This window comes from Limnohabitans sp. Rim11 (assembly GCF_001269365.1).
Lineage (GTDB): Bacteria > Pseudomonadota > Gammaproteobacteria > Burkholderiales > Burkholderiaceae_C > Limnohabitans_A.
In genome coordinates this window covers 303436-329955 of sequence record NZ_CXOM01000001.1, presented here as the reverse complement: position 1 = coordinate 329955, position 26520 = coordinate 303436, and the positions used below count along the sequence as shown (strand labels likewise).

Here is a 26520-nt window from a genome sequence, read left to right as displayed (position 1 = left end):
TTACTTCGCCTGTGTGGTAGGTGCTGTGTTGGCGTTGTAGACCGACACTTTTTGGCCTGGCGACAACACATGCACACCCGCACTCACAATTTGTTGACCCGCTTTTAAACCTGCAGCAATGACCACTTCGTTGCCATCGGCGGTAGCCACTTGAACCACTTGCGATGCCACCGTCGAAGTCTGTGGGTCAAAAACCCAAACCGTTGTTTGAGTGCCCTCTTGTCGCAATGCGTTGGTAGGGACTTTGATGACATCGGATTGACTACCCGCCAGCTGGGGCGCTTGCACATTCAGCGTAGCACCCAAAGGCAAGGCCTCGGCTTTGACCAAGCCCAACTTCACTGTGAAAGTGCGCGTGACTGGATCGGCACTGGCGCCAATTTCGCGCACTTGGCCTTGCACCACTTGATTGGTGTTGCCCACAGTGGCAGACATTTTTTGACCCATTTTCAAACGGCTGACCACATGCTCGGGCACTGCAAACACAGCATCTCGGGGACCCTCTTGGGCCAAGCGAACAACGGGTTGACCCGCCGAGACCACTTGGCCCGGCTCTGCCTCTACAGCCGTAATGACACCCGCCGTGGGGGCCGTTAATTTGGCATAGCTTGCTTGATTCGTTTGGGATTGCGCTTGGGCCAAGGCCTGATCGAGGGTGGCTTGCGCTGCCTTCAAAACGGCTGAGCGTCTTTCCAATTCAGCCGCGCTGATGAAGTTTTGAGCCAACAGCGCTTCATAGCGTTTGAAATCGGCTGCGGCCAAATCACGTTGTGTCCTGGCGCCGACCACTTGGGCTTGGGCAGCTTGTGCCGCCAAGGCGTAATCTTGCACATCGACCTCAGCCAAAACTTGACCTGCTTGAACGCGCTGACCTGCTTCTGCTTGTCTGACCAAAATTTTGCCGCCCACCCTGAAGCCCAAACGGGTTTCAACGCGCGCCCTCACCTCGGCCGCATATTCGCCTTGAACATTGAGGTCAGAAGCGCCGACGGTCAGGAGCTTGACGGCACGGATGGGTTCAGGGGCTGCTTGTTTGGGAGAGCAAGCCGACAATACCAACACGCTACCGAGGGCCAACGTCAAGGCCACCGTACCGGTCAAAATACGACCCGAAGAAGCATTCAAAGAAGAATCGCCAAGCAATGGCGTGCCCCTCAGGGGCGAAAAAGACTGACGCATGGCGTGTTCCAAATTAATGACTGACTGGTTAGTAATCTAGGGTAATCCATGAGTCTTGTCAAGCGAAAATACTCGAACCCATGGCCAATCAACCCCCAGCTTTTCAAGAAGTCAAAGTGCTTCCAGTGACCCACCCCGAAAATTTTCCGGTGGCGTCCTGGCTGTGCCCTCCGCACTTGCGGCCCGCCATTGCGGCCATTTATGCATTTGCCCGCGCAGCCGATGACATTGCAGACGAAGGCCAACAAGATGCAACCCAAAGGCTTGCTGCATTGCAAGCCTTTCGCCACGAACTGATGCACGGCCCAACTGACGCAGGCTTGCATCCTGAAATATTCATCCCCTTGCACCGGATTATTCAAAATTTCAAATTACCAGTTCAGTACTTGAATGATTTACTGAAAGCCTTTGAGCAGGATGTCGTCGCGACAGCGCAGGCCAGTCAAGCTCAAACCCTTCAAGACTTAATCCAGTATTGTGAGTTGTCAGCCAACCCCGTGGGCCGTCTTTTGCTGTACCTTTATGACGTGACCGATGAAGACGCACTAAGGAAAAGCGATGCCATTTGCAGCGCTCTTCAATTGATTAACTTCTGGCAAGACCTGAGTGAGGATATTCCCAGGGGCCGGTTTTATGTGCCGCAAGATTTACAAAAATCCATGGACAACAAAGCGCTGGTACAGCATCTTTGTCAGCATGCCTACAAACTCATGCTCTCTGGTGCACCTTTGGTCCGTCAAGTGCCTGGCCGAGCAGGTTGGGAACTCAGAGGGGTGGTTCAAGGCGGGCTACGGGTTTTGGAAAAAGTTCAAAAACTCGGCCCCATGGCTTTTGAACAGCGTGCCACCTTGAAGGCCTGGGATGCCCCCGTCATTTTGTGGCGCATGCTCTGGATGTAGGCCAGCGAGTGAGACAATCGAGCACCATGACACCCCAAGAATACGTTCAACAAAAGGCGGCCAATTCTGGCAGCAGTTTTTATTACGCCTTTTTGTTTTTACCCGCCAACAGGCGTGCCGCCATCACCGCTTTTTACGCATTCTGCCGCGAGGTTGATGATGTGGTCGATGAAATTTCAGACCCTAGCGTGGCTCAGAGCACATTGGCTTGGTGGCAAAACGAAGTGCTTCAATCTTTTGCAGGAAATCCAACACACCCTGTCATGAAGGCGCTCATGGTGCATACACATGACTTTGGCATTGAGGCCAACCATTTGTTGTCGGTCATTGAAGGCTGCCAAATGGACCTGACCCAAACACGCTATTTGGATTACCCAGGCTTAAAGCGCTACTGTCATTTGGTGGCCGGTGTAGTGGGTGAAGTCGCTGCCAAAATTTTTGGTCAAACAGACCCGCAAACCACCCAATACGCTCACACCTTGGGATTGGCCTTTCAGTTAACCAACATCCTGCGCGATGTGGGTGAAGATGCCATGCGCGGCCGAATTTATTTGCCCATTGATGAGCTCAAACAATTCGATGTCAAAGCCCAGGATTTGATGCAACGACAGTATTCAGATCGCTTCACAGCCCTGATGAAATTTCAAGCTTCACGCGCGCATGCTTTGTACGAAGAGGCTTTTGCGCTATTGCCCGCAGCCGACAAGCAAACTCAAAAACCAGGCCTCATGATGGCCAGCATTTACAGAACTTTGTTGCGTGAAATTGAAGCCGACAATTTTCAAGTTTTGCATCAGCGTGTGTCGCTCACACCGCTTCGAAAACTTTGGTTGGCGTGGAAAGTTCAAGCGCTCGGACGGCTCTGAAGCGCCTAGTGCACGTGACTCACAAAGCCCCTCAAAAAATTGCAATCATTGGCGCTGGCTGGGCTGGACTTAGTGCGGCCATCTGCGCAACCCAAGCAGGTCATCAAGTCAGCTTGATAGAAGCCAGTCGGCATTGGGGCGGCCGTGCACGCAGCCTGACCGTTCAGGGCAAGAAGGACATGGTGTTGGACAATGGCCAACACATTTTGATTGGGGCCTACCATCAAAGCATGCGCATGATGAGGACAGTGGGCGTTCAAGAAACCGATGCACTTTGGCGATTGCCTTTGCATTTGATCAAGCCCGATGGCACAGGCTTGGCCTTGAAGAATTGGCCCTCCCCTTTGAATTTGGTTTGGGGCATTGCTACAGCCAAAGGCTGGCGACTGATTGACAAATGGCGCCTGTTGCAAAAAGCCTTTCAATGGCAACTGAACAAGTTTTTATGCGAAGCACACTTGAGCGTGGCTGACATCTGTCATGGCCTGACACCCACACTGATGCAAGACTTGATTGATCCGCTGTGTGTCGCCGCCCTGAATACGCCCTCTCACGAAGCCAGTGGCCGTGTGTTTTTGAGAGTGATGCAAGATGCACTGCTGGGGCCTTCTGGCAGCGCTGACTTGATGCTGCCCAAACAAGATTTAGGACAAATTTTTCCCAATGCCGCCGTTCAATGGCTACAAAAAAAAGGCGTTGATTGCCGTTTGGGTATTCGAATAGAAAACATCCAACGGGTCGATAACAGTTCGTCATATTGGCAAATTAATGGCGATGATTTTGACCATGTGGTGGTGGCCACAACAGCCAGTGAAGCTGCCCGATTGATAGCACCCTTCAACGAATCATGGTCAGCACAAACTCAGCAAATTGAATACGAAGCCATTGCCACTGTTTACATTCAAGCGCCCATTGATTTGCAGTTGCCTCAACCCATGATGTCCTTGGTGTCCAACATACAAGCACCCGCACAATTTGTTTTTGACAGAGGCTTGATCTGCCAACAAGCCAACACGCCTGGCTTGTTAGCCTTTGTGGCCAGCTCCGCTAGAGAATCGAACGCGGTGCTAGAAACACAAGTGATTCAACAGGCGAAAGACCTGTTGAAAACTTTGGGGTATTCGGCCGAAGACATAGAGAAGCTGCAAGTTATTCAAACCGTGGTTGAAAAGCGGGCCACCTTTGCCTGCACACCCAATTTGCAAAGACCGAGTGCCAATCCGCACCCTCACCTGAGTGTCTGCGGGGACTACATCGAAGGCCCCTACCCTGCTACCTTGGAAGGGGCTGTGATGTCGGGAATTCAGGCCATGCCTCACACAACTCTTTCAAACCCATGACGGTAAAAGGTGCGGGGTGAGTTTCATGGGGCCACTGTTTTTGCTCGCGATTGATCCACACTGATTGCATACCGGCACGTTGCGCAGCCAACACATCCAAGTGAGGGTCGTCGCCAATGTGAAGCACTTCCTCTGGCAAAACACCCAAGGCCTGTGCGCCAACATGAAACATTTTGGCATCGGGTTTGCTCACCCCTAAGTTAATCGGGTTGAATGCGGCCACAAAATAATTGCCAAGTCCTACCTTGTGAACATCGGCATTGCCATTGGACAAAGCCACCATCGGGTACTTAGACTTCAAAAAATCTAAAGCTGGCATGGCGTCTTCAAAGAAGATGACGTTTTGCCTTGCTTCAAAAAAGACCTCGAAAGCTGGCTCAGCCAAATTGGGATCTTCACCCGCTCTTTGTAGCAGAACCCGAATGGCCTCTCGCCGCAGCGCTGACAAGTCATTGCCCAAATCGGGACGCAGCTTGGGCATTTCCTCGCGAATTTGTCTTTGATACCCCGGAATTGCGCACAAGGGCACTGTTTGGGGCGCTTTTTGGGCCAGCCAGGCCGCAAGCGTTTCCTCGGCACGACCTATGGTGGGCCAAACGGGCCACAAAGTGTCGTTCAAATCGAGGGAGATGGCCTTAATTTTAAAAAAATCGATCATGGTGAGAGAGAATAACGCATGGCTTTTCAAAAAGAACCCCCTTTTCAACACGGACAAAGTGCCAAAACAGGTGTGCTTTACTGCAATCTGGGTACACCCGACGAACCGACAGCGCCTGCATTGCGCCGCTATTTGGCCCAATTTTTGGGCGACTCACGCGTGGTCGAAATTCCCAAAGCCATTTGGTGGCTCATTCTTCACGGCATTATTCTGCGCGTTCGCCCCGCCAAATCGGCAGCCAAATACGCCAGCATTTGGACCGATGAAGGCTCCCCGCTCAGGGTGTGGACCGACAAACAAGCACAAGGCCTTCAACAAGCATTGAACAAAAAAGGGCACCACGTGGCTGTGAAGTACGCCATGACCTATGGCTCGCCCAGCATTGAGTCACAAATTGATGCTTTGAAAACAGAAGGCGCCACACGCATTTTGATGTTGCCCGCTTACCCACAATACAGCGGCACCACCACAGCGCCCGTTTTTGATGCGGCGCATCGTTGGAGTTTGAAGACACGTAACTTGCCTGAGTTTCGGTTTGTCAATCATTACCATGACGATGCAGGCTACATCGGCGCGCTGGCCCATCGCATCCAAAAAAATTGGGATCAAAACGGGCGTGCAGAAAAATTGGTCATGAGCTTTCATGGCGTGCCAGAGCGCACACTCCAACTGGGCGACCCATACCACTGCGAATGTTACAAAACAGGCAGACTGTTGGCTGAAAAATTGGGTCTCAGCAAAGATCAATACATGGTTACTTTTCAGTCAAGGTTTGGCAAAGCCAAATGGCTTGAGCCCTACACCGAACCCACCCTGATTTCGTTGGCCCAAAGTGGCACCCAAAGTGTCGACGTGGTGTGCCCAGGATTTACGGGTGACTGCCTTGAAACACTTGAAGAAATTAGCATGGAAGGCCGCGAAGCCTTCTTGCATGCAGGCGGCAAAACCTTCAACTACATACCTTGCCTGAACGATGAACCGATGTGGGTAGATGCCTTGGCCGACATTGCAGCACAACACATGCAAGGCTGGCCAACTCAGAGCTCTGAAGTTGCAAAAGCAGCAGTGGCCAACGCCAAATCCAGAGAGTTGGCCTTGGGCTTAGGCGCCAAAGACTAAGCCTACAAAATTTGACGCTTAGAGCAGCTTGAAAACGACCAAGTGTTGCCTCAACTGCTGATGGCTTTCAAACCAAATACCGGTCCAACCATGGGCCTCTGCGGCATCCACGTTGTGTTGCACATCGTCAATGAAACTCGATGAGGCCAAAGTTGTTGTAACAACTTTGTGGGTTGCCAATTTAAAAGCACTCCGCCCAAATCAAATACCAATGCCATGACCGCTTTCTGTTGATGAAACGCCCCCCTTTGTGAGAGGTTTGTGGTCATTATCGCGACGAGATTCGAATTTAAAAATGAGGACTATATAGCTACTACAATTCAATCTTTGGCCAAGTGTTGGTTAAAAACAGGCTCACTCACATCGATGTCATAATAAAGTTACTTACAACTGTTAGTTTTACTGCTACATTTTTACAAATACAAAAGAATATATAGGCACACATCGCTATGTATTTTTGCGTTGATAAGCGTCTTACCGCTTTATTCCAACGCAAAAAATCCTGATCTTGGCTTGGTTGAAGAGCCGCAGGTTTTTTTCCAAACTCCCGCATATCTGCACCTTCTCTGGAAAAAGGTGGTTCTCGAACATCCTCAGATATTGATCCAACTTCAAAGTTTGAAGTCTGCTGGGTTTGACATTGAAGGTTCTAAGCAAGCGTTCTACCCTACGCCCACCCTGTCGGTCGAGCGCGCACAATCAAATGGCGGCATCGATCCTGCCTATGCTGGCTCACCACAAGTGGCAATTTTCAAGTTGCAACAACCAATCTGGACAGGTGGCCGCTTAAGCGCGCAGCTCAACAAGACCCTCGCCAACCAAGACATCGAACTGGCCAAGCTGCTAGAGATTCAGCAGAGCCTGGCTGTGAAGACTTTACAAGCCTGGATAGAAGTGCTTAGCACTCAAAGGCAACAAGTCGTTCTGCTCAATACCAGAAGCCAACTTGAAAATTTAGAAACCAAGATTGAGCGGCGCGCAGAGCAAGGCATGTCGACACAAAGTGAAGTCAAGCTCTCAAGACTTCGGGTGTCGATGGTCAACCAACTTTCGAAACAAACAAAAATTCAAGAAGACTTGGCATGGCTTAAATTGAAGCAATGGGTGCCTGAAGCCTTGTCGATCAGTCAGCCCCCCATCGATTTCCCTGAACCGTGGCCTGAATTAAAAGCACACTTAAACACCACCGACAACATCGATTGGGAATCACTGAGCGCTCGTCAATCGCCAGTTGCAATGCGTTTAGAGGGCCAATTGCGACTGCAGGAATTTGAGCTTCAAGAGAAGCGAGCCGCCTACCAGCCAGACATTTACTTGCGCTTCGAGCACCAACGCGGCAATTACGCATATGCCAACACTCCAAATGTCAATCGACTGATGATTGGCATGACAGCCTCTACGGGCGCAGGGCTGAGCTTGCAAAATCAAGTGGCCAGCCTGTTGGCCAAACACGGCAGTGCCCAGCATGAAATTGCCTTAACCCAACGCCTATTGAGCGAATCGGTGCAATCTGATGTTTTCAATCTCGTTGCAAGGCAAAGCAAGGCCGAAACATTGCATCTGAATTTAGAGTCTATGCAAGAGATTCAAACAGCTTGGCTTCGGCAATTTGACAGCGGCCGGAAAACTTGGATTGAAGTCATGAATGCTGCGCAAGAAACGATGCAAGGTCAATTGGCTCTCATTGAAAACGACACCGCCATGCAACTGAGCTATTGGCGCTTACAAATTTTTGCATTTGGTGTTGCGCGTTGGGCTGCGCCATGAAGACCACAAAGGCAATGGACACCCTCCTCCCCGCTGTTCTTCGTTTGGCACAGTTGCAACGTCAAAGCATTGACAAGCCAGCCCTTGAGATGTCGTTGGCAGGCATCAACACAACTGTCCTGCGTGTTGGGCAATGTCTAAACACACTCAAAAAGCAAATGCAGTGGACAAGCCTTCAAAGGCTTCAGGGTTCTGACTTAGACCCTTCCTATTTACCTTGCTTGGCCATCTCCAAACAAGAGGAATGCTTTGTTGTGAAAAGCTTCAATGCGCAATCTGAGTGGGTTATGGAGGGGGCAGATGGTGAATCAAGCACAAGCAGTCTGCGTTCATTTGATTTGTTCAAGCTTGATTTTCGAACACCTTTTGATCGATCAGCCAGTCCTGTCTGGCGCTTGATCAAATTTGAGTTTTATCAACACAAACGACTTTTGACCGATGCCTGCATCAGTGGTTTGATGCTCAACGTACTGGCATTGGTCATCTCTTTTTACAGCATGCATGTCTATGACCGTGTTGTGCCAACCGGCGCTAGTGCAACCCTTTGGGTCTTGAGCTTGGGTGCTGTGGGCGCTGTCCTTTTTGAATGGCTGACACGCACCATTCGGTCTGACCTTCACGAAAAAATCATTTCCCAAATTGACCAGCGATTGGGGCGTGAGGTGTTTCTTCGCTTTTTGAACATTCGCTTAGACACATTACCGAACAGCGTAGGCAGCTTGGCTGGACAGCTGAAAGCCTACGAAAGTGTGAGAGGTTTTTTGAGCAACACCGCAACGCAAATGCTGATTGACGCGCCATTTGCCATCATCTTCTTTTTAATCGTTGCCAACATAGCAGGTTGGATTGTGTTGGTACCCTTGATTTTCTTAGTGATTTCAATTTGGATTGGCCTAAAAAGCATTCATGAAATTGAAGCGCGTAGCCACTTGGCAGCCATGGCCAGTATGCGCAAAACAGGCTTGCTGGTGGAGTCCATTGAAGGTGCCGAAACTCTCAAATCAGGGCAAGGCGGTTGGCGCCAATTGAGTCTGTGGCAAAACCTGTCAGATACGGCCCGCACAGAAGAATTCCGACTGAAAAACATCAGTGAATCAGCCCAACACAGCATTCAGGCCTTTCAGCAAATGGCCTACATTGGCATGGTGGCGGTTGGCGCCTTGATGATCAGTGAAGGCCAATTGAGCATGGGCAGCCTCATTGCCTGCACCATTTTGTCGGGGCGCATTTTGCAACCTGTGGCTGCATTGCCAAGCCAATTGATTCAATGGGGTTACTGCAAATCAGCACTGAAAGGTCTTGACCAGATTTGGCAACTCCCTGACGACCATCACGCCCAACAACCCATTGTGTTGCAGAACATCCAAGGCGCTTACCGCTTAGAGGAAGTTGCCTACAGCTACAACACCCTGCCAGCACTCAAAGTACCACAGCTTCAAATACAGCATGGCGAAAAAATTGGGGTTTTGGGTCCCATCGGATCGGGAAAGACCACCTTCCTTCGCTTGCTCAGTGGCATGTACAAACCTCAAAAAGGTGAAATCACCTTAGATGGCGTTGCACTGACGCACATTGCAAAACCATTGCTCTCAGAGCAGTTGGGCTATTTACAACAAGAGGGGCGCTTGTTTGAAGGCACCCTTCGGGACAACCTATTGGTAGGCATCTTAGATCCGGGCGATGAAGTTCTAAAAGGGGTAGCCATCCAAACTGGCCTTCATCACGCAATCATTGCGCAACACCCCATGGGCTTTGATCTGCCCATTTTTGAAGGCGGTCAAGGTCTATCTGGCGGACAACGTCAGCTGGTGAACTTAACCCGCGTATTTCTCAGACGACCGCGTATTTGGCTATTGGACGAACCCACAGCGTCGATGGACAGAAACTTGGCAGACCACGTTACCAAGGCTCTGCAACAAGCTTTGAGACCCCAAGACACTTTGGTGTTGGTCACTCACAAACCAGAAATGTTGACCTTGGTTGACCGATTGGTGGTTATTGCCAATCAACAAATTGTGCTGGACGGCCCCAAAGAGCAGGTCATCCAAAAGCTTCAAGCATGACCTATACACAAATTTGGGCTCATGCCCTCCAACAAATAACTGCAACACGCCTGTTGGCGATCGGTCTCTTTTTATTTGCCACCTGGTCGACCCAATCCGAGATGGACCAAACCGTTCGCAGTACCGGTCAAGTAATTGCAGTTGCCAGAAATCAAATTATTCAAGCGGCAGATGGCGGCGTATTGACGCAACTCTTGGTCACAGAAGGGCAAGGCGTTCAAGCCGGGCAAGTGGTTGCCAAATTAGAAACAACACGATCAGAAGCGGGCTATCAAGAAATTCAAGCCAAGCTCACAGCTTTACAAGCGGCCCACATGCGCGCTAGCGCAGAAGCCAGCGGCGAACTTTTGACTTTTGATGCCAAGTTCGATGGACTCGGCCATTTCAAGTTAGCCCAAGAACAAATTTACAAACAAAAGAAACAGAGTTTGAACGAGGATTTAGCACTTTTAAATTCAAGTCTAGTTCTTTCAGAAGAAGAACTGCGCATCAGCCAATCGCTTTTCAAATCGGGTGATCTCAGCCAAATTGAGCTGATGAAATCACAACGCCAGATTCATGAAAGCCAAGGGCGCATCTTGAGTGTTAAGAACAAATACCTGCAAGACGCCAAACAAGAATTGGGTCGATTAGAAGAAGAAATTTCGACCCATCAATTCAAATTGAATGAACGTCAAAGCTTGCTTGACCACAGTGTGCTGACCACTCCCGTCGCTGGCATTGTCAAAGTCATTCGAATCAATACGGTTGGCGGTGTTTTGCGCGCAGGCGATGAACTGATGCAAATATCCCCCACAGAAAGTGGTCAGGTGATTGAAGCCAAGATCAATCCAAGTGACATTGGCGACCTCAAATTGGGTTTGCCAGTTTCTATCAAGTTGGACGCATTTGACTTCAGTGTGTACGGCATGTTGAATGGTAAATTGAGCCACATCAGTTCAGACACCCTCACAGAGTCGGGGCCTAACGGTTCGGTGCAAACCTATTACCGCATTCAAGTTGAATTAGCGCCTTTAGCAGCTTCTCATCGAATCAAACCAAGTGACCTGAAACCAGGCATGACGGCTTCATTGGACGTAAGAACACGCTCTCGGTCGGTATGGAAATACCTGACCCAACCCATTCAAAAAGCTTTCTCAGGGGCGCTTCACGAGCGTTAGTCCGTCATGAATTTAACTGCGCTCCAACTCCAAACAGCCTTGCTTGACGGCACCGTCAAAACGATTCGATTGGCCAACTTGGTCGACCCCGTATTGGGCTTCAATCTGATCAATGCACCCTTGGCTGTCAAAGCAGAATTGGGAGCGCAATACAAATTAGTGAACATTGAAACAGGTGTTCACCAAAAAGGCCAACGACTTATTAGAAACAACAAAAATCTGAAGATTTTTTTGGATGATGAGCCGGTCATCGAGATTCAAGATTATTTTGTAGCTTCACTGACGCCTGTCGAAAATTCAGCTGTCTACCGACTCGAGAACGAGTCGTGCAATGAAGTTCAAGTGATCTCGCACTATCCACCTGAAACTTTTGAAGTGACCGAGAGTTTGCCATGGACAGAAGGTGATTCCGCCCTTGATTGCAAAGTGGCTTTGTACAACCCAGGCTCGTTCATCGGCCTCATCCCTAGCGCTACGGCAGCAGTGCCGACCACTTTAGGACTTGGGGAAATTGCAGCAACTGCCATTGCAATTCCAGTGTTTACCGGCGGAAAAGGAAGCACGCCGGTCACAGCCAGCCTGGCAACTATTACCAGCTCTGAAATAACAAGGGCTACAGGCTCTTTATCTAGCTTGATTGATGCAAACATTCATTGGCTCAATGCAGACGATGGTCTTTTTGTCTCTGTCACATTCAATGAAGCTGTTTTTCTAAATACAAGTTTGGGTTCACCCACCTTGTCATTGCTTATTGGCACCAGCACTGTTCAAGCCACCTATGTGTCTGGCTCTGGCAGCAACACCTTAGTCTTTGCAACCACCATCGCGAACGGGCAAAACGACAACACTGGTGTTGGCATTGGGCTCAATGCGCTCAACCTCAACGGCGGCACACTCAAAGATGCCAATGGTAACAACGTCAATATCACTTCGGCTGCAGTGGCAGACAATGCCAATTATTTGGTTGACACCACTCGCCCCACAGTAGCAATTACTTCTGACACACCTACATTAATTTCAGGGCAAACAGCCACCATCACTTTCACCTTTAGCGAAGATCCTGGCAGCTCATTTGTTTGGGATGGCAGCTCGGGAGATTTAGTGGTCAGTGGTGGCACCTTAGGCGCCCTTAGCACCACAGGCAACCCTCTAACGCGCACAGCTATCTTGACACCGGCTAATGGTGTGAATGCAGGCACGGCCAACGTGGCAGTGAATTTGAACAGCTACACCGATGCAGCAGGCAACCTAGGGCTAGAAGCCTTAGCGGGTATCACCGACCAATCGACCAACATCACAGTCAATACCCTGCCAGCAAGTTTGGCATCCTTGGCCATCACCCGAGCTGACAACATTCAAAACAACTTGCTGAATGCAGGCGATGTAGTTTATGTGACTGCCACCTATAGCGAACTGGTCAACTTGAACGTGGACGATGATGGTACGCCCAGCCTTAAACTGAACATTGGCGGCACCGAAGTCAACGCACTGTATGCATCGGGCTCTGGCACTACATCATTGGTTTTTACCTACACCGTACTGGCGGCTCAAACCGATATCAACGGTATTTCTATTGTTGCAAGTAGCGTTGGCAGCCCCACCTTCAACCTGAACGGCAGGACTCTCACCGACACCGCGGGTAACACGACTGTCAACACCTTCAGTGCAGTGGTCGACAACGCCAATTATTTGGTGGACACCACCGCGCCAACCTTGAGCATTACCAGCAGTGTTAATACGCTCAAAGTCGGCGAGACTGCAAATATAACTTTCACATTCTCAGAGGATCCAGGAACCAGCTTTGCATGGGACGGATCAACGGGTGATTTAGTTGTGATGGGTGGCACCTTGAGCGCCATCCACGGCGCAAGTCTGACGCGAACAGCAGTGTTTACTCCGACAGCCAATCTCGCAAGCGGTAGTGCAAACATCACGATTACCAATTTAGCTTACACCGATGACGCTGGCAATACTGGAAGTGCAGGAACAACACCCATTATTAACATTGATACCTTGGCACCCGCTATTTCTAGCTTGGCCCTGACAAGTTCAACAGGCGGCATTGTCAGCTTCACTGAGACCACAGTTAACAATCTGAACGATTCAGACACACTGACTGCCACCGTCACCTTTGACGATGTGCTGACTGTTAACACCACAAATGGTTCCCCCACTTTGGCGTTGGACATTGGCGGCAGAACGGTTCAGGCCACTTATGTATCAGGCTCCGACACCAACGCCTTGGTGTTTACAACTACCGTGGCTGCTTTGCAAAACGACAGCAACGGTGTAGCCATTGCGTTCAACGCGCTTAGCTTGAACGGTGCCACACTCAAAGACGCCAATGGCAACAACGCCACCATCACCTCGTCTGCAGTGGCAGACAATGCCAAGTATTTGGTGGACACTACACGCCCCACAGTGGCCGTCACATCTGACACCGCCACTTTAATTTCTAACCAAACAGCCACCATCACCTTCACCTTCAGCGAAGATCCTGGCAACTCATTTGTCTGGAACGGCACCACGGGAGATTTGCTGGTCAGTGGTGGCACCTTAGGCGCCCTCAGCACCACTGGCAACCCCCTAACGCGTACTGCCATCTTGACGCCGACCACTGGTGTGAGTGGCGGCACGGCCAACGTGGCCGTCACCTTAAACAGCTACACCGATACAGCAGGCAACTTAGGGCAAGAAGCCGTAGCAGGCATTACCGATAAATCGGCCAACATTAATGTCAATACCATACCCGCAAGCTTGTCGTCCTTAGCAATCACCAGTGCAGACAATATCCAAAACAACTTGCTCAATGCTGGCGATGTGGTTTATGTGACCGCAACCTTCAGCGAACTGGTCAACCTGAACGTGGGCGCTGGCACGCCCAGCCTCAAATTGAACATTGGCGGCACCGAAGTTAATGCTCTGTATGCATCTGGCTCTGGCACCACGGCACTGGTGTTTAACTACACCGTGCTAGCGGCTCAAACAGATCTCAACGGTATTTCAATTGTGGCCAATAGCATGGGCAGCCCCACCTTCAACTTGAATGGCAGAACTATAAAAGATACGGCTGGCAATACCGTAGTGAATACGTTCAACGCTGTAGCCGACAACGTCAATTTTTTGGTAGACACCACAGCGCCTACCTTGGTGAACATTACATCCAACCAGAGTACATTCTTAAGCGGTCAAACCGCCACAATCACTTTCGCTTTCAGCGAAGACCCAGGCAGTACCTTCTCCTGGAACGGAACCGCCGGTGATGTGACCTTGGTGGAAGGTACCCTCACCGCAATCAGCGGCACAGGACTTACAAGAACGGCCACTTTCTATCCCACCCAAGGTTTATCGGGTGCCAATGCAAGTCTTACCGTTAACAATGATGTGTTCACCGACTTGGCCGGTAACTTAGGGATTGGCAACACCCTCACGGGCCTGGTGATCAACACCACCCCTGTCACGCTCATGTCGATGCAAATCACCAGCGCGGTAGGTTTGCAAAATAGCACGCTCAACGAAGGCGACACCGTGAACGTGACTGCGCACTTTTCTGAAGCGCAAACACTGAGCCTCACAGGCGGCACGCCAACGCTTGCGTTGCAGATTGGCAGCACCCAGGTTTCGGCCACTTATGTGTCTGGGGCTGGCACCGCAGATTTAGTCTTTAGTTATACGGTCTTAGCCGGTCAAACAGACACCAACGGCATTGCCATCACCGTCAATGCACTGCAACTCAATGGGAGCACACTCAATGACCCCCGCGGCAACACCACAGATTTGCCTACCAGCGTAGTCAGCACCGACAATTTGGGTTACAAAGTAGACACCACCGCACCAAGTATCAGCATTGCCTCCAACGTGGCCTCGCTCAAAGCGGGTGAGACTGCCAACATCACCTTCACCCTTTCGGAAGAGACAGGCTCAAGCTTCGTTTGGGATGGCAACTCGGGGGACGTGCTTGTCACTGGCGGCACCTTAAGCGCTCTGAGTGGAACTGGTTTGACACGGACAGCTGTGTTCACACCTACCTCTGGTCTGGCCAGCGGCAGTGCCAGCATCACAGTTACAGCCAATAGCTATCAAGATGCAGCTGGCAACAATGGCTCTGCTGGTGTTACGCCAAGTATCAGCATCGACATGCTAACGCCTACAGTGGCCATCACCGCCAGTACAAATGCACTGAAGGCAGGCGAGACTGCCAATATCACTTTCACATTCTCTGAAGATCCTGGAACCAGCTTCGCTTGGGACGGAAGCTCGGGCGATCTTGTGATTGCTGGCGGCACCCTAGGCGCTATCAGCGGTACTGGCCTCACACGCACTGCTCTTTTTACACCTACTGCCAACCTTGCCAGCGGCAGTGCCAGCATTACGGTGGCCAATTTAAGTTACACCGATACCGCAGGCAACTCAGGCAGTGCAGGTACCACACCCATCATTTCGATTGACACCTTAGCGCCTACCGTCAGCATTGCCAGCAACGTGGCGGTACTCAAAGCGGGCGAGACTGCCAACATCACGTTCACATTTTCTGAAAATCCAGGAACAAGCTTCGCCTGGAACGGCAGCTCCGGTGATCTTCTGGTCACGGGTGGCACTTTGAGCGCCATCAGTGGAATGGGCCTTACACGCACTGCGGTCTTCACACCCACGGCCAATCTGGCTAGCGGCAGCGCAAGTATCACCGTCACTGATTTAAGTTACACCGATACGGCTGGCAACGCCGGAAGCTCGGGTGTCTCGCCTAGCATTGCCATCGACACCATTGCACCGACAGTGAGCATTAGCAGCAATGTGGCTGCACTCAAAGTCGGTGAGACTGCCAACATCACCTTCACTTTTTCTGAAGATCCAAGTACTAGCTTTTCGTGGGATGGCAACTCGGGTGACCTTGTTGTCACCGGTGGCTCGTTAAGCGCTATCAGTGGCACAGGCCTCACACGCACTGCAGTCTTCACGCCCACAGCGGGTTTGGCCAGCGGAACTGCCAACATCACTGTGCCCAATTCAAGTTATGCCGACAGTGCGGGTAATTCAGGCAGTGCGGGCATCACACCTGTTATTTCGATTGACACCTTAGCGCCTACCGTCAACATTACCAGCAACTTGGCGGCACTCAAAGCTGGGCAAACTGCCAACATCACCTTCACATTTTCTGAAGATCCAGGCGCCAGCTTTGCTTGGGATGGCAGCTCGGGTGACCTGGTTGTCACGGGTGGCTCCCTGGACGCCATCAGTGGCACGGGCCTCACACGCACTGCAGTCTTCACGCCCACAGCAAGTTTAACCAGCGGTACCGCCAGCATTACCGTCAACCATTCAAGTTATACCGACAGTGCGGGTAATTTAGGCAGTGCCGGAGTCACACCCGCTATTTCAATTGACACCATAGCGCCTACGGTCAGTATTGCCAGCGATGTAGCGGCACTCAATGCGGGCGAAACGGCCAACATCACCTTCACATTTTCTGAAGACCCAGGTGCCAGCTTTGCTTGGAATGGCTCTACTGGCGACCTTGCAGTCAGCGGCGGCACCTTGAGCGCCGTCAGCGGTACGGGACTGACACGCACTGCAGTGTTCACACCCACTGCCAACCTAGCCAGCGGCAGTGCCAACATCACGGTCAGCAATTTAAGTTACACCGACAGCGCAGGCAATACAGGCAGTGCAGGTCTTTCTCCAAGCATTAGCATCGACACGCTGAAGCCTACAGTCAGTATTGCAAGCAACGTGGCGGCACTCAAAGCGGGCGAGACTGCCAACATCACGTTCACATTTTCTGAAGACCCAGGCACAAGCTTGGCTTGGGATGGCAGCTCGGGAGACATTGTTGTCACAGGCGGCTCATTGGGCGCTATCAGTGGAACAGACCTCACACGCACTGCGGTGTTCACGCCCACAGCCAATCTGACCAGCGGCACCGGCAGCATCACCGTCACAGCCAACAGCTACCAAGACGAGGCCGGCAACAACGGCAGCGCCGGCGCTTTCTCCAGTCTGTCGATAGACACTGCGGTACCCAGCCTTGCAAGTTTGGCCTTGAGCAGCGCCACAGGTGGTGTGGCCAGCCCCCTTGATGCAAGCGTCAAACTGCTGAATGACACCGACACCCTGAGCGCTACCGTGACGTTCAGTGAAGCCGTCACGCTCAACACCACGGCAGGCTCGCCCACTTTGGCTTTGGTCATTGGCAGCAGCACGGTCCAAGCCACCTATGTGTCGGGCTCTGGCACCACAGCGCTGGTATTTAGCACGACCATTGCCAGTGGGCAAAACGATACCGATGGCGTGGCCATTGCTTTGAACGCCCTCACCTTGAATGGCGCCACCCTAAAAGACAGCGCTGGCAACACCAGCGTCATCACATCCAACGTCGTGGCCAACAACCCGCTATATTTGGTCGATACCACAGCGCCTACCGTCAGCATCACATCAGATGTCAGCGCTTTAAAAACGGGAGAAACAGCGGCCATCACTTTCACATTCACTGAAGACCCAGGCAGCAGTTTTGTCTGGGCCTCTAATGCAGGTGATGTGCTTGTTAGCGGCGGCACTTTGGGCAACATCAGCGGCAATGGATTAACGCGCACAGCCACGTTCACGCCCACCAACAATGTAGCTGCAGGCACCGCCAGTATTGCCATCAACGCTGGCACCTACGCCGATACCGCAGGCAACACAGGTGGCGCGGGTAGCACGCCATTGCTCACCTATTCAACGGCGGCGCCCACCGTCAGTCAAGTGGGCCTGAGCAGCGCCACGGGTGCTGTCAGCAACTTGCTCAATGCAGGTGACGTGATTTTTGGCAACGTGGTCTTTAGTGAAGCCATTGTGCTCAATGCCACAGGGGGCTCACCCACTTTGAATTTGATGATTGGCAGCACGCTGGTACAGGCTGCTTATGTGTCTGGCAGTGGTAGCACCGACTTTGTGTTCAGCTACACCATCTTGGCAGGGCAAGACGATGCCAATGGCATCTCGATTCCATCGGCGGCCATCACCCTCAACGGCAGCACGTTAAAAAGCGTACCCGGCAACAGCCTGACCTTGGGCAATGCCAGCGTGGCCGACAACATCTTGTACCCAGTAGACACCACAGCACCCGGCGTGGTCATCACCTCCTCGGTATCCATTTTAAAAGCAGGCGAAACCAGTCTTATTTGCTTTACGTTCACAGAAGATCCAGACACCAGTTTTACGTTGGCAGATGTAACCGTGACCGGCGGCACCCTGAGCGCACTCACAGGCTTTGGCAATGTGCGCCGCAGCACCTTCACCCCAGACACCAACTTAGCAAATGGCTCGGCCAGCATCACTGTGGCGAATTTAAGCTACACCGACGTGGCTGGCAATCTGGGCACAGCTGGCACAACGCCCATTATCAGCATAGACACCCTGGCACCGATGGTCAGCAGCGTGGCATTGAGCGGTTCAACGGGCGCCCTCAACAACAGCTTGAACGCGGGCGACACCTTGAATTTCACGGCCACCTTTAACGATGCGATCACGGTCAATACCGATGGTGGATCGCCTACCTTGGCCTTGCTTGTGGGCGCTAGCACTGTGCAAGCCACCTATGTATCGGGTTCAGGCACCAATGCCTTGGTATTCACCACCACCATCGTCAGTGGACAAACCGATTTAGATGGCGTCGCCCTGCCCGCCAATGCACTCACATTGAATGGCGCCACTCTCAAAGATGCCAATGGCAACACCAGCAGCATCACGTCTGTCGCTGTCAGCAGCAACGCCAACTATTTGGTCGACACCACGGCACCCAGCGTGGTCATCACATCTGACAAATCCAGCTTGACTTCAAGCGATACCGCCAACATCACCTTCACGTTTTCTGAAGACCCAGGCGCCAGCTTTGCTTGGGATGGCACGACAGGTGATGTGGCAATAGCTGGCGGCAGCCTGGGCGCCATCAGCGGCACAGGTCTGACGCGCTCAGCCGTATTCACACCCGCTGCTAACCAAGGCAGTGGCACGGCCAGCATCACCGTCGTGGGCAACAGCTACCAAGACACGGCAGGCAACAATGGTGTAGCAGGCACAACACCCACGCTCAATTTGGACACCCTTGCACCCACCATCTCTAGCTTAGCCTTGACCAGTTCAACAGGTGGCTTAGTGAGCGCGTCTGATGCCACTGTCAACAATTTGAATGCCAGCGACACCTTGAGTGCGACTGTTACCTTCAATGATGTGATCACAGTCAATACAACTGGCGGCACGCCCACCTTGTCAATCAATGTGGGTGGCACTGCGGTTCAAGCCACATACATATCCGGCTCTGGTAGCAATGCGTTGGTGTTTACGGCCACGGTAGCCAGCGGCCACAACGACAGCAATGGCGTGGCCATTGGCGTGAATGCACTCGCGCTCAATGGTGGCACTTTGCAAGATGCTTCGGGCAACAACAGCAGCATCGCATCATTGGCTGTGGCCGACAACAGCAAGTATTTGGTGGACACTACTCGCCCCACAGCAACAGTCACCAGTAGCACCAGCGCTTTAATCTCTGGTCAAACTGCCACCATCACCTTCACCTTCAGTGAAGACCCTGGCACTAGCTTTGTTTGGGACGGCACCAGCGGTGACTTGGTCGTCACAGGCGGCACCTTGGGTGCGCTCAGCACCACCGACAATCCGCTGACGCGCACCGCACTTCTAACGCCCACGTCTGGTGTGAGTGCAGGCACCGCGAATGTGGCTATTTCACTCAACAGCTACACCGACGCCGCTGGCAACATCGGTCAAGAAGCATCGGCGGGCGTCACCGACAAATCGGCTGACATCAGCGTCAACACAAGCACCACCACTGTTGCAAGCGTGGCCTTGCTCAGTGCCACGGGCATTCAAAATAATTTATTAAACTCAGGCGACGTGGTGTCGGTGGCTGTCAATTTCACAGAGGCTGTATTCTTGGATGCCAACGTTGGCACCCCAAGCATCAATCTCACCATTGGCAGCACCGTGGTCAGCGCACTATATTTTTCGGGCGCTGGCACCTCTCAACTCGTTTTCAACTACACCATTCTCAATGGCCAAACAGATGTCAACGGCATTGCCATCAATGCCAACAGCCTCAGCTTAAACGGCAAAGTCCTCACTGACACAGCAGGCAACACACCCACGCTGACCTTTGTAGCCGCGGCCGACAATGCCAATTATTTGGTCGACACCACAGCGCCAACCTTAGTGAGCGTCAGCAGCAGTCGCAGCACTTTCTTAAGTGGCGAAACAGCGCTCATCACCTTCACCTTCAGTGAAGACCCTGGCAGCACTTTCACATGGAACGGCAGTGCCGGCGATGTGACATTGGTCAACGGCACCTTGTCCGCTATTAGCGGCACAGGCCTCACCCGCACCGCCACATTTTTGCCAACACAAGGTCTGACGGGCGGCAGTGCCAGCATTACGGTCAACAACGATTTGTTCACGGACAGCGCAGGCAATTTGGGCGTGGGCAATTCGCTGGGCAGTTTGGTAGTGAACACCACCCCTGCCACTTTGATGAATGTGCAAATTACGAGTGCTGTGGGCGTGCAAAACAACGCACTCAACGCAGGCGATGTGGTCACTGTCACCGCGCATTTTTCTGAAGCACAAACACTCAACACCACCTCGGGCTCACCCACGGTAGCTTTACAAATTGGCGGTAGCACGGTCAATGCCACCTATGTGTCTGGCGCAGGCACCGCCGATTTGCTCTTCACCTACACCATTCTTGCCGGTCAGACCGATGCCAATGGCATTGCCCTGAATGCCGATTCGCTATCCTTGAACGGCAGCACATTAAAAGACCCGCGCACCAACACCACCACGCTCAGCGTGCCAGCAACAGCTGACAACAGCAATTTCACCGTTGACACCACGTCACCATTTTTGAGCATCACGTCCAATGTGAGCCAAGTGAAAGTGGGCGAAACAGCCAACATCACTTTCACCTTCAGCGAAGATCCGGGCAACACATTTGTGTGGAATGGCACCACGGGTGATGTGACACTCAGCAATGGCACCTTGAGCGCCATCTCGGGCACAGGCGGTACGCGCACCGCGGTATTCACCCCCACACCTGGCGTGAACTCAGGCACCGCGAGTATTTCTGTCAGCGCAGGTGCTTACCAAGATGCTGCTGGCAACAACGGCAGCGCAGGCGGCACACCCAGCCTCACCCTTGACACACTGGCACCCACCATTTCAAGCATTGCACTCAGCAGTTCAACGGGCATTCTCAACGCGTATCTGAACGAAGGTGACACTGCCACCGTCAGCGTCAGCTTTGACGAAGTCGTCAACTTGAATCTTGCGAGCGGCTCACCCACGCTTGCCTTGCTGGTAGGAAGCAGCACCGTGCAGGCAACCTATCTGTCGGGCGCAGGTAGCAACACGCTGTTGTTCACAACCACCATTGCATCAGGGCAAAACGATGCCGATGGCATTGCCATTGCACTGAATGCTTTGAGCTTGAATGGCGCTGTTCTGACGGATGCCGCTGGCAACACATCAACACCCACCTCAGTCGCAGTGAGCAGCAACAGCGCTTACATGGTCGACACGCTCGCCCCATCCGTGTCGCTGGCTTTCAACGTGGCTTCGCTAAAAGCAGGCGAAACGGCCACCCTCACCGTCACAGCCAACGACAAAACAGGCACCAGCTTCACGTGGAATGGCACTGCAGGCGATTTAACCGTCACTGGCGGCACCCTCGGCGCCCTCAGCCCCTTTGTGCTCAGTGGCGCCAACTATGTCAGCACTGCCACTTTCACGCCCACAGCTGGCAGCACAGTAGCCGGCGTCGTGTCCACGGCCTCAGCTGTCTACACCGACTTGGCTGGCAACCCAGGCCAAGTCGGCAGCAGTGCCAGTGTGTCCATCGACACGGGCGTGCCCACCCTCACCAGCATGAACATCACTGGCGCCAGCGGCATCGTGAGCAACATTTTGAATGCAGGTGATGTGGTGCAAATCACAGCCACCTTCAGTGAAGCTGTGACCGTCAATGCCACAGGTGATCAGCCCAAGGTGGTTTTGAACATTGGCGGCGCCAGCAACTCGGCCACATATGTTTCCGGCTCTGGCACCACCGACTTGCTGTTCAACTACACCGTTGTAGCAGGTGAGAACGATGCGAATGGTTTGAGCTATGCCGTCAATGCCTTGCTACTGAATGGCGGTTCCATCAAAGACAGCGCAGGCAACAATGCCGTTCTCAGCGCCATTGCACGCGCAGATAACGCCGCCTACAAAGTAGACACCACCGCCCCCACGGTGAGCATTTCGAGTAACAAATCAAACTTGTTGATCGGCCAAACGGCCAACATCACGTTCTCGTTTTCTGAAGATCCAGGTAGTACCTTTGTATGGGATGGCAGCGCTGGCGACATTACGCTCAGTAACGGCACCTTGAGTGCCATCAGTGGCACGGGACTCACACGTACCGGCATCTTCACACCCACCGCCAATTTGGCCAGCGGCAATGCCAGCATTGCAGTAACTGCAGGCAGCTACAGCGATGTCGCCGGCAATGCAGGCACACTGGGCAGCACACCCGGTATTTCAATTGACACCTTGGGACTGAGCATCTCTTCTGTACAGTTACCCAACAACAACACGAATACAGTCAAGGCGGGTGCAGAAATTGTCGTGTATCTTTTTTACCCAGAACGTGCCATGGTTGATACAAGCAATGGCTTGCCTACAGTTGATTTGCTCATTGGCAGTACTATTGTCAAGGCCAGCTTTACGACTGACACAGATGAACTTCGAAAAAGGTTTCTCTACACAGTTTTACCAGGTCAAACAGATACCGATGGCGTAAGCCTTGTGGCCAATTCATTGGCATTGAATGGTGCAACCATTCAAGACCGCTCGGGAAACCCTGCCAGCCCGCTTTTTTCAGGTCTGATCAACGCGGGTGCAAAGGTTGATACAACACCCCCCACTGTCACCATTACAAGCAACAAATTAAGTTTGAAAACAGGCGAAACTGCCATCATCACCTTCACCTTCACTGAAGACCCGAGCAGTACATTTGTGTGGGATGGCTCAACAGGTGACATCAGTGTTTTAGGCGGCACATTGGGCGCGATTAGCGGTACTGGACTGACACGGACTGCTACATTTACACCAACAGCCAACACAGCCAGCAGCAATGCCAGCATCACGGTGACGGCCAATAGCTACCAAGACTTGCCGGGTAACAATGGCAGCGCAGGCACATCACCTGCCATCAGCATTGACATGGTGGCGCCGTCTGTGGCCATTACGTCCAATGTCTCTGCCGTCAAAGCGGGCGGTACCGCCAACATCACCTTCACCTTCAGTGAAGACCCCGGCACCAGTTTTGCATGGAATGGCACAACGGGCGATGTGGCCGTGACGGGTGGCACACTGGGTGCCATCAGCGGCACAGGGCTCACACGTACCGCAGTGTTTACACCCACCGCCAATTTGGCCAGTGGCAATGCCAGCATCACCGTCACGGCACTCAGCTATCAGGACACCGTAGGCAATTTGGGCACGGCGGGTACCACGCCCAGCCTCAGCATTGACACACGTACACCCACTGTTTCAGGTTATGCAGGCAGTAACAACTTGATTGCAAACCAAACCACACCGGTTTATTTCACCTTCAGTGAAGACCCAGGAACCAGCTTCTCTTGGGATGGCAGCATTGGCGATTTAACTTTTACTGGCGCGGGTACTTTGGTCCCTAACCCCAGCCAACAAGTGGGCGTTACGAGGGGCTTTATTTTCACGCCGCCAGCCAATGTTACTTATGGCACAAGCACAGTCTCGGTCAAAAACAACAGCTACCAAGATGCAGCGGCCAATCTGGGGTCGGCCAGCGGGGTCATCTCAATCAACTACGACACTGTTGTGCCGACTGTGAGCATCACCTCATACGTGTCGACCTTAGGCATGGGTCAAACCGCCAACATCACCTTCACCTTCAGTGAAGACCCTGGCAGCAGTTTTGCATGGAATGGTACCACCGGCGATGTGGTGGTGACACAGGGCACGCTCAGTGCTATTTCTGGAACGGGTCTGACGCGCACAGCTGTTTACACACCCTTTGCAGACACACCTTTGGTTGCTGCCAGCATTACCGTGCCAGCTGGCAGCTACACAGATGCCAAAAACAATGCAGGCGTTGCCGGCACCTCCCCCACCCTCAACGTCAACACCTTCAAAAACGCCATCTACTTGGACGACATTGCCAACAACATTGGCGGCTATGCCATTGAGGCACCCAACACGGGTTCGTACTTTGGTTTTGCGGTCAGCTTGGCCGGCGACTTCAACGGCGATGGTTATGGCGACGTGGTGATGGGCGCACCGCTCAACACCTTTACCGACACCGCCTTGCGCACACAAGGTGGTGGTGTCGTGCTGTATGAAGGTGGACTGAACACCAGCCTGGTGCCCAAGGGTTACAGCGGCACAGGCCAGGTCAATGGTCACTATTACACCTACAGCGTCAACAAAGGCTGGTTGGGCTTCTCGGTGGCAGGTGTGGGCGACATGAACAACGATGGTCTGGCCGATCTGTTAATTGGCATGCCACAAGATGCCGCCAGCACCAATCCAGGCGGCGCCTTCTTGGTCTACGGAAAAGCGAATTCAACGACAGGCAGCTTGGCGGAATACCAAAAGGACATCTCGACTTTGGCCACAACGCCTGATGCGCTTAGCATCACCAGCACCTTTGATACGGCAGGTTTTTCAGTGAGTAGCGCAGGTGACGTGAACGGTGACGGCTGGATCGACATGATCATCAGTGCGCACTTTCAAACCGTCAGCGGATTGGTGGGCAACACCGGTAATACCTATGTGGTGTATGGCAGCTCGGCTTTATCCGCCTTGCAAACCATCTCGCTAGGGAATGTGGGCGGCACAGTGCCAGGCTTTGTCATTTCGGGTTGGCAAGCCGGCGAAGAAAGTGGCACCTCGGTCAGCAGTGCGGGCGACTTCAACGGTGATGGCAAAGCAGACATGCTGGTTAGCGCCTATTTCAACGACACGGCCGGTACCAATGCGGGCATGACCTATGTGGTGTTGGGCAAAACAGGCAACGTGGCTGTTGACCTTGAAAACATCAAGAACAACGTGGGTGGTTTTGCAATCAAGGGCGAAAACATCTCTGATTTCAGCGGCGTTTCGGTGAGCAGTGGTGGCGACATCAATGGCGATGGCTTGGGTGACATCATCATTGGCGCCGTCATTGGTGGCTCGGCCAATGCCAATCCATACAGCGGCAAAACCTATGTTGTCTTTGGCAGAAACACCGCCAATGCCACCATCGACTTAGCTCAAGTTGCTGCAGGTGTAGGTGGTTTTGCCATTGTGTCCAATACCGCTGACGAACAAAGCGGTCACAGCGTCAGCAGCGCTGGCGACATCAATGGCGACGGCTTGGCAGACATTATTTTGGGTGCACCCTTTAAATCCGAAAGTGGTGGCGTTAACACCGGCCACAGTTTTGTGGTGTACGGCAAATCCAGCACCACGCAAGTTAACTTAACGGACGTTGGCAACAACATTGGCGGCTTTGCCATCATTGGGCAAGGTGCCCAAGATTTGAGTGGTTATTCGGTGGGCGCTGCGGGCGATGTCAACGGAGATGGCTTGGCCGATTTGATTGTGGGTGCACATGGGTACGATGCAGCGCACAGCAATGTTCTAACAGGTCGCTCCTACATTATCTTTGGCAGCAAGACGGGCGCGTTTGCAGCCGGCACTGCGGTTGACAACACAGGCACCAGCGCCAACGACACCCTCACCTCTACCGGCGCGCAAACATTGGCGGGCGGCAGCTACTCCGCTGGCACGGGCATCGACACCTTCACCTCCAACGGTGCTGACGTACTGTTGGGCGGCATGGGCAAAGACACCTTTGTATTGAATCAAACCACCATCACGGCACTTCAAAGTAATTTTGGCGCAGGTGGCAACACGACTCAATTGGCCAAGATCGATGGGGGTGGGGCCATTGACACCTTGCGCTTGGGCGGCACGGGCACCCTTAATTTGAATCTGTCGTTGATCGGCAATTCATCCGTTGGCAACATTGAAGGCAGCAGCCGAATCAACAGCATTGAACGCATTGATTTGCTCACCAACACTGGCGCCAACCAATTGACCATCCGTGTAGCCGATGTACTCGACATGGCGGGCAGCAACTGGGCCAACTTAAGCGCCCTGAACAGCCAGGGCGCAGGCGGCTGGAATAAAACAACCTACAGTTCAACGGGCATCAATTCAACGCTGATGAACTACCACCAAGTGGCCGTGACCGGCAGCGGCGATGACAAGGTGAGCACCACCGGCTGGACCCTGAACACCACCGGTGAGGTGATGGACAGTGCCGGCATCTATTACAGCGTTTACACCGCCACCAGTGGTGCACCGGCCATGTTGTTGGTGCAAACAGACATTCAGCGCAGCAGCACTCTTTAAA

The 26520-nt window shown here is 52.6% G+C and carries 11 protein-coding genes; 8 read left to right on the top strand and 3 right to left on the bottom strand.

Features of this window, described 5'->3' with window-relative positions:
- Complete coding sequence (locus AMM03_RS01550; protein ID WP_090128715.1) at positions 1–1179, bottom strand: efflux RND transporter periplasmic adaptor subunit; 1179 nt, start codon at positions 1177–1179, stop codon at positions 1–3.
- Between the two features lie 80 nt (positions 1180–1259).
- Between AMM03_RS01550 and hpnC the strand changes: the two genes are divergently transcribed.
- Genes hpnC through hpnE form a run of 3 tightly spaced genes read left to right on the top strand, consistent with a single transcriptional unit; the run spans position 1260 to position 4284 of the window.
- On the top strand, positions 1260–2078 hold the full coding sequence (gene hpnC / locus AMM03_RS01545) for a squalene synthase HpnC (RefSeq protein ID WP_090128714.1): 819 nt from the start codon (positions 1260–1262) through the stop codon (positions 2076–2078).
- 26 nt (positions 2079–2104) lie between these two features.
- Complete coding sequence (gene hpnD / locus AMM03_RS01540; RefSeq protein ID WP_090128713.1) at positions 2105–2944, top strand: presqualene diphosphate synthase HpnD; 840 nt, start codon at positions 2105–2107, stop codon at positions 2942–2944.
- Between the two features lie 14 nt (positions 2945–2958).
- Positions 2959–4284, top strand: coding sequence for a hydroxysqualene dehydroxylase HpnE (gene hpnE, locus AMM03_RS01535; protein WP_090128712.1), 1326 nt, complete (start codon positions 2959–2961; stop codon positions 4282–4284).
- On the opposite strand, the gene AMM03_RS01530 is transcribed toward hpnE, so the two are convergent.
- Complete coding sequence (locus AMM03_RS01530) at positions 4217–4942, bottom strand: HAD family hydrolase (protein ID WP_090128711.1); 726 nt, start codon at positions 4940–4942, stop codon at positions 4217–4219. The genes hpnE and AMM03_RS01530 overlap by 68 nt on opposite strands.
- Before the next feature lie 18 nt (positions 4943–4960).
- Between AMM03_RS01530 and hemH the strand changes: the two genes are divergently transcribed.
- The gene (gene hemH / locus AMM03_RS01525; protein ID WP_090128710.1) at positions 4961–6061 is read left to right on the top strand and encodes a ferrochelatase; all 1101 of its coding nucleotides are present in this window, start codon (positions 4961–4963) and stop codon (positions 6059–6061) included.
- Positions 6062–6079: 18 nt separating this feature from the next.
- Here hemH and AMM03_RS14090 read toward each other — a convergent pair whose 3' ends face one another.
- On the bottom strand, positions 6080–6241 hold the full coding sequence (locus AMM03_RS14090) for a hypothetical protein (RefSeq protein ID WP_194942719.1): 162 nt from the start codon (positions 6239–6241) through the stop codon (positions 6080–6082).
- A 396-nt stretch (positions 6242–6637) separates the two neighbouring features.
- Here AMM03_RS14090 and AMM03_RS01520 point away from each other — a divergent pair, with 396 nt between their 5' ends.
- The 4 genes from AMM03_RS01520 to AMM03_RS01505 are packed head-to-tail and all read left to right on the top strand — an operon-like array spanning position 6638 to position 26519.
- Complete coding sequence (locus AMM03_RS01520) at positions 6638–7828, top strand: TolC family protein (protein WP_255349614.1); 1191 nt, start codon at positions 6638–6640, stop codon at positions 7826–7828.
- A gap of 14 nt (positions 7829–7842) precedes the next feature.
- Positions 7843–9891, top strand: coding sequence for an ATP-binding cassette domain-containing protein (locus tag AMM03_RS01515; protein ID WP_090129280.1), 2049 nt, complete (start codon positions 7843–7845; stop codon positions 9889–9891).
- The gene (locus AMM03_RS01510; protein ID WP_090128708.1) at positions 9888–11051 is read left to right on the top strand and encodes a putative HlyD family type I secretion protein; all 1164 of its coding nucleotides are present in this window, start codon (positions 9888–9890) and stop codon (positions 11049–11051) included. Before AMM03_RS01515 ends, AMM03_RS01510 begins: the two co-directional genes overlap by 4 nt.
- Before the next feature lie 6 nt (positions 11052–11057).
- Positions 11058–26519 (top strand): Ig-like domain-containing protein, encoded by a 15462-nt coding sequence (locus tag AMM03_RS01505; protein WP_090128707.1) that lies wholly within the window; start codon positions 11058–11060, stop codon positions 26517–26519.
- Position 26520 lies beyond the last annotated feature (1 nt).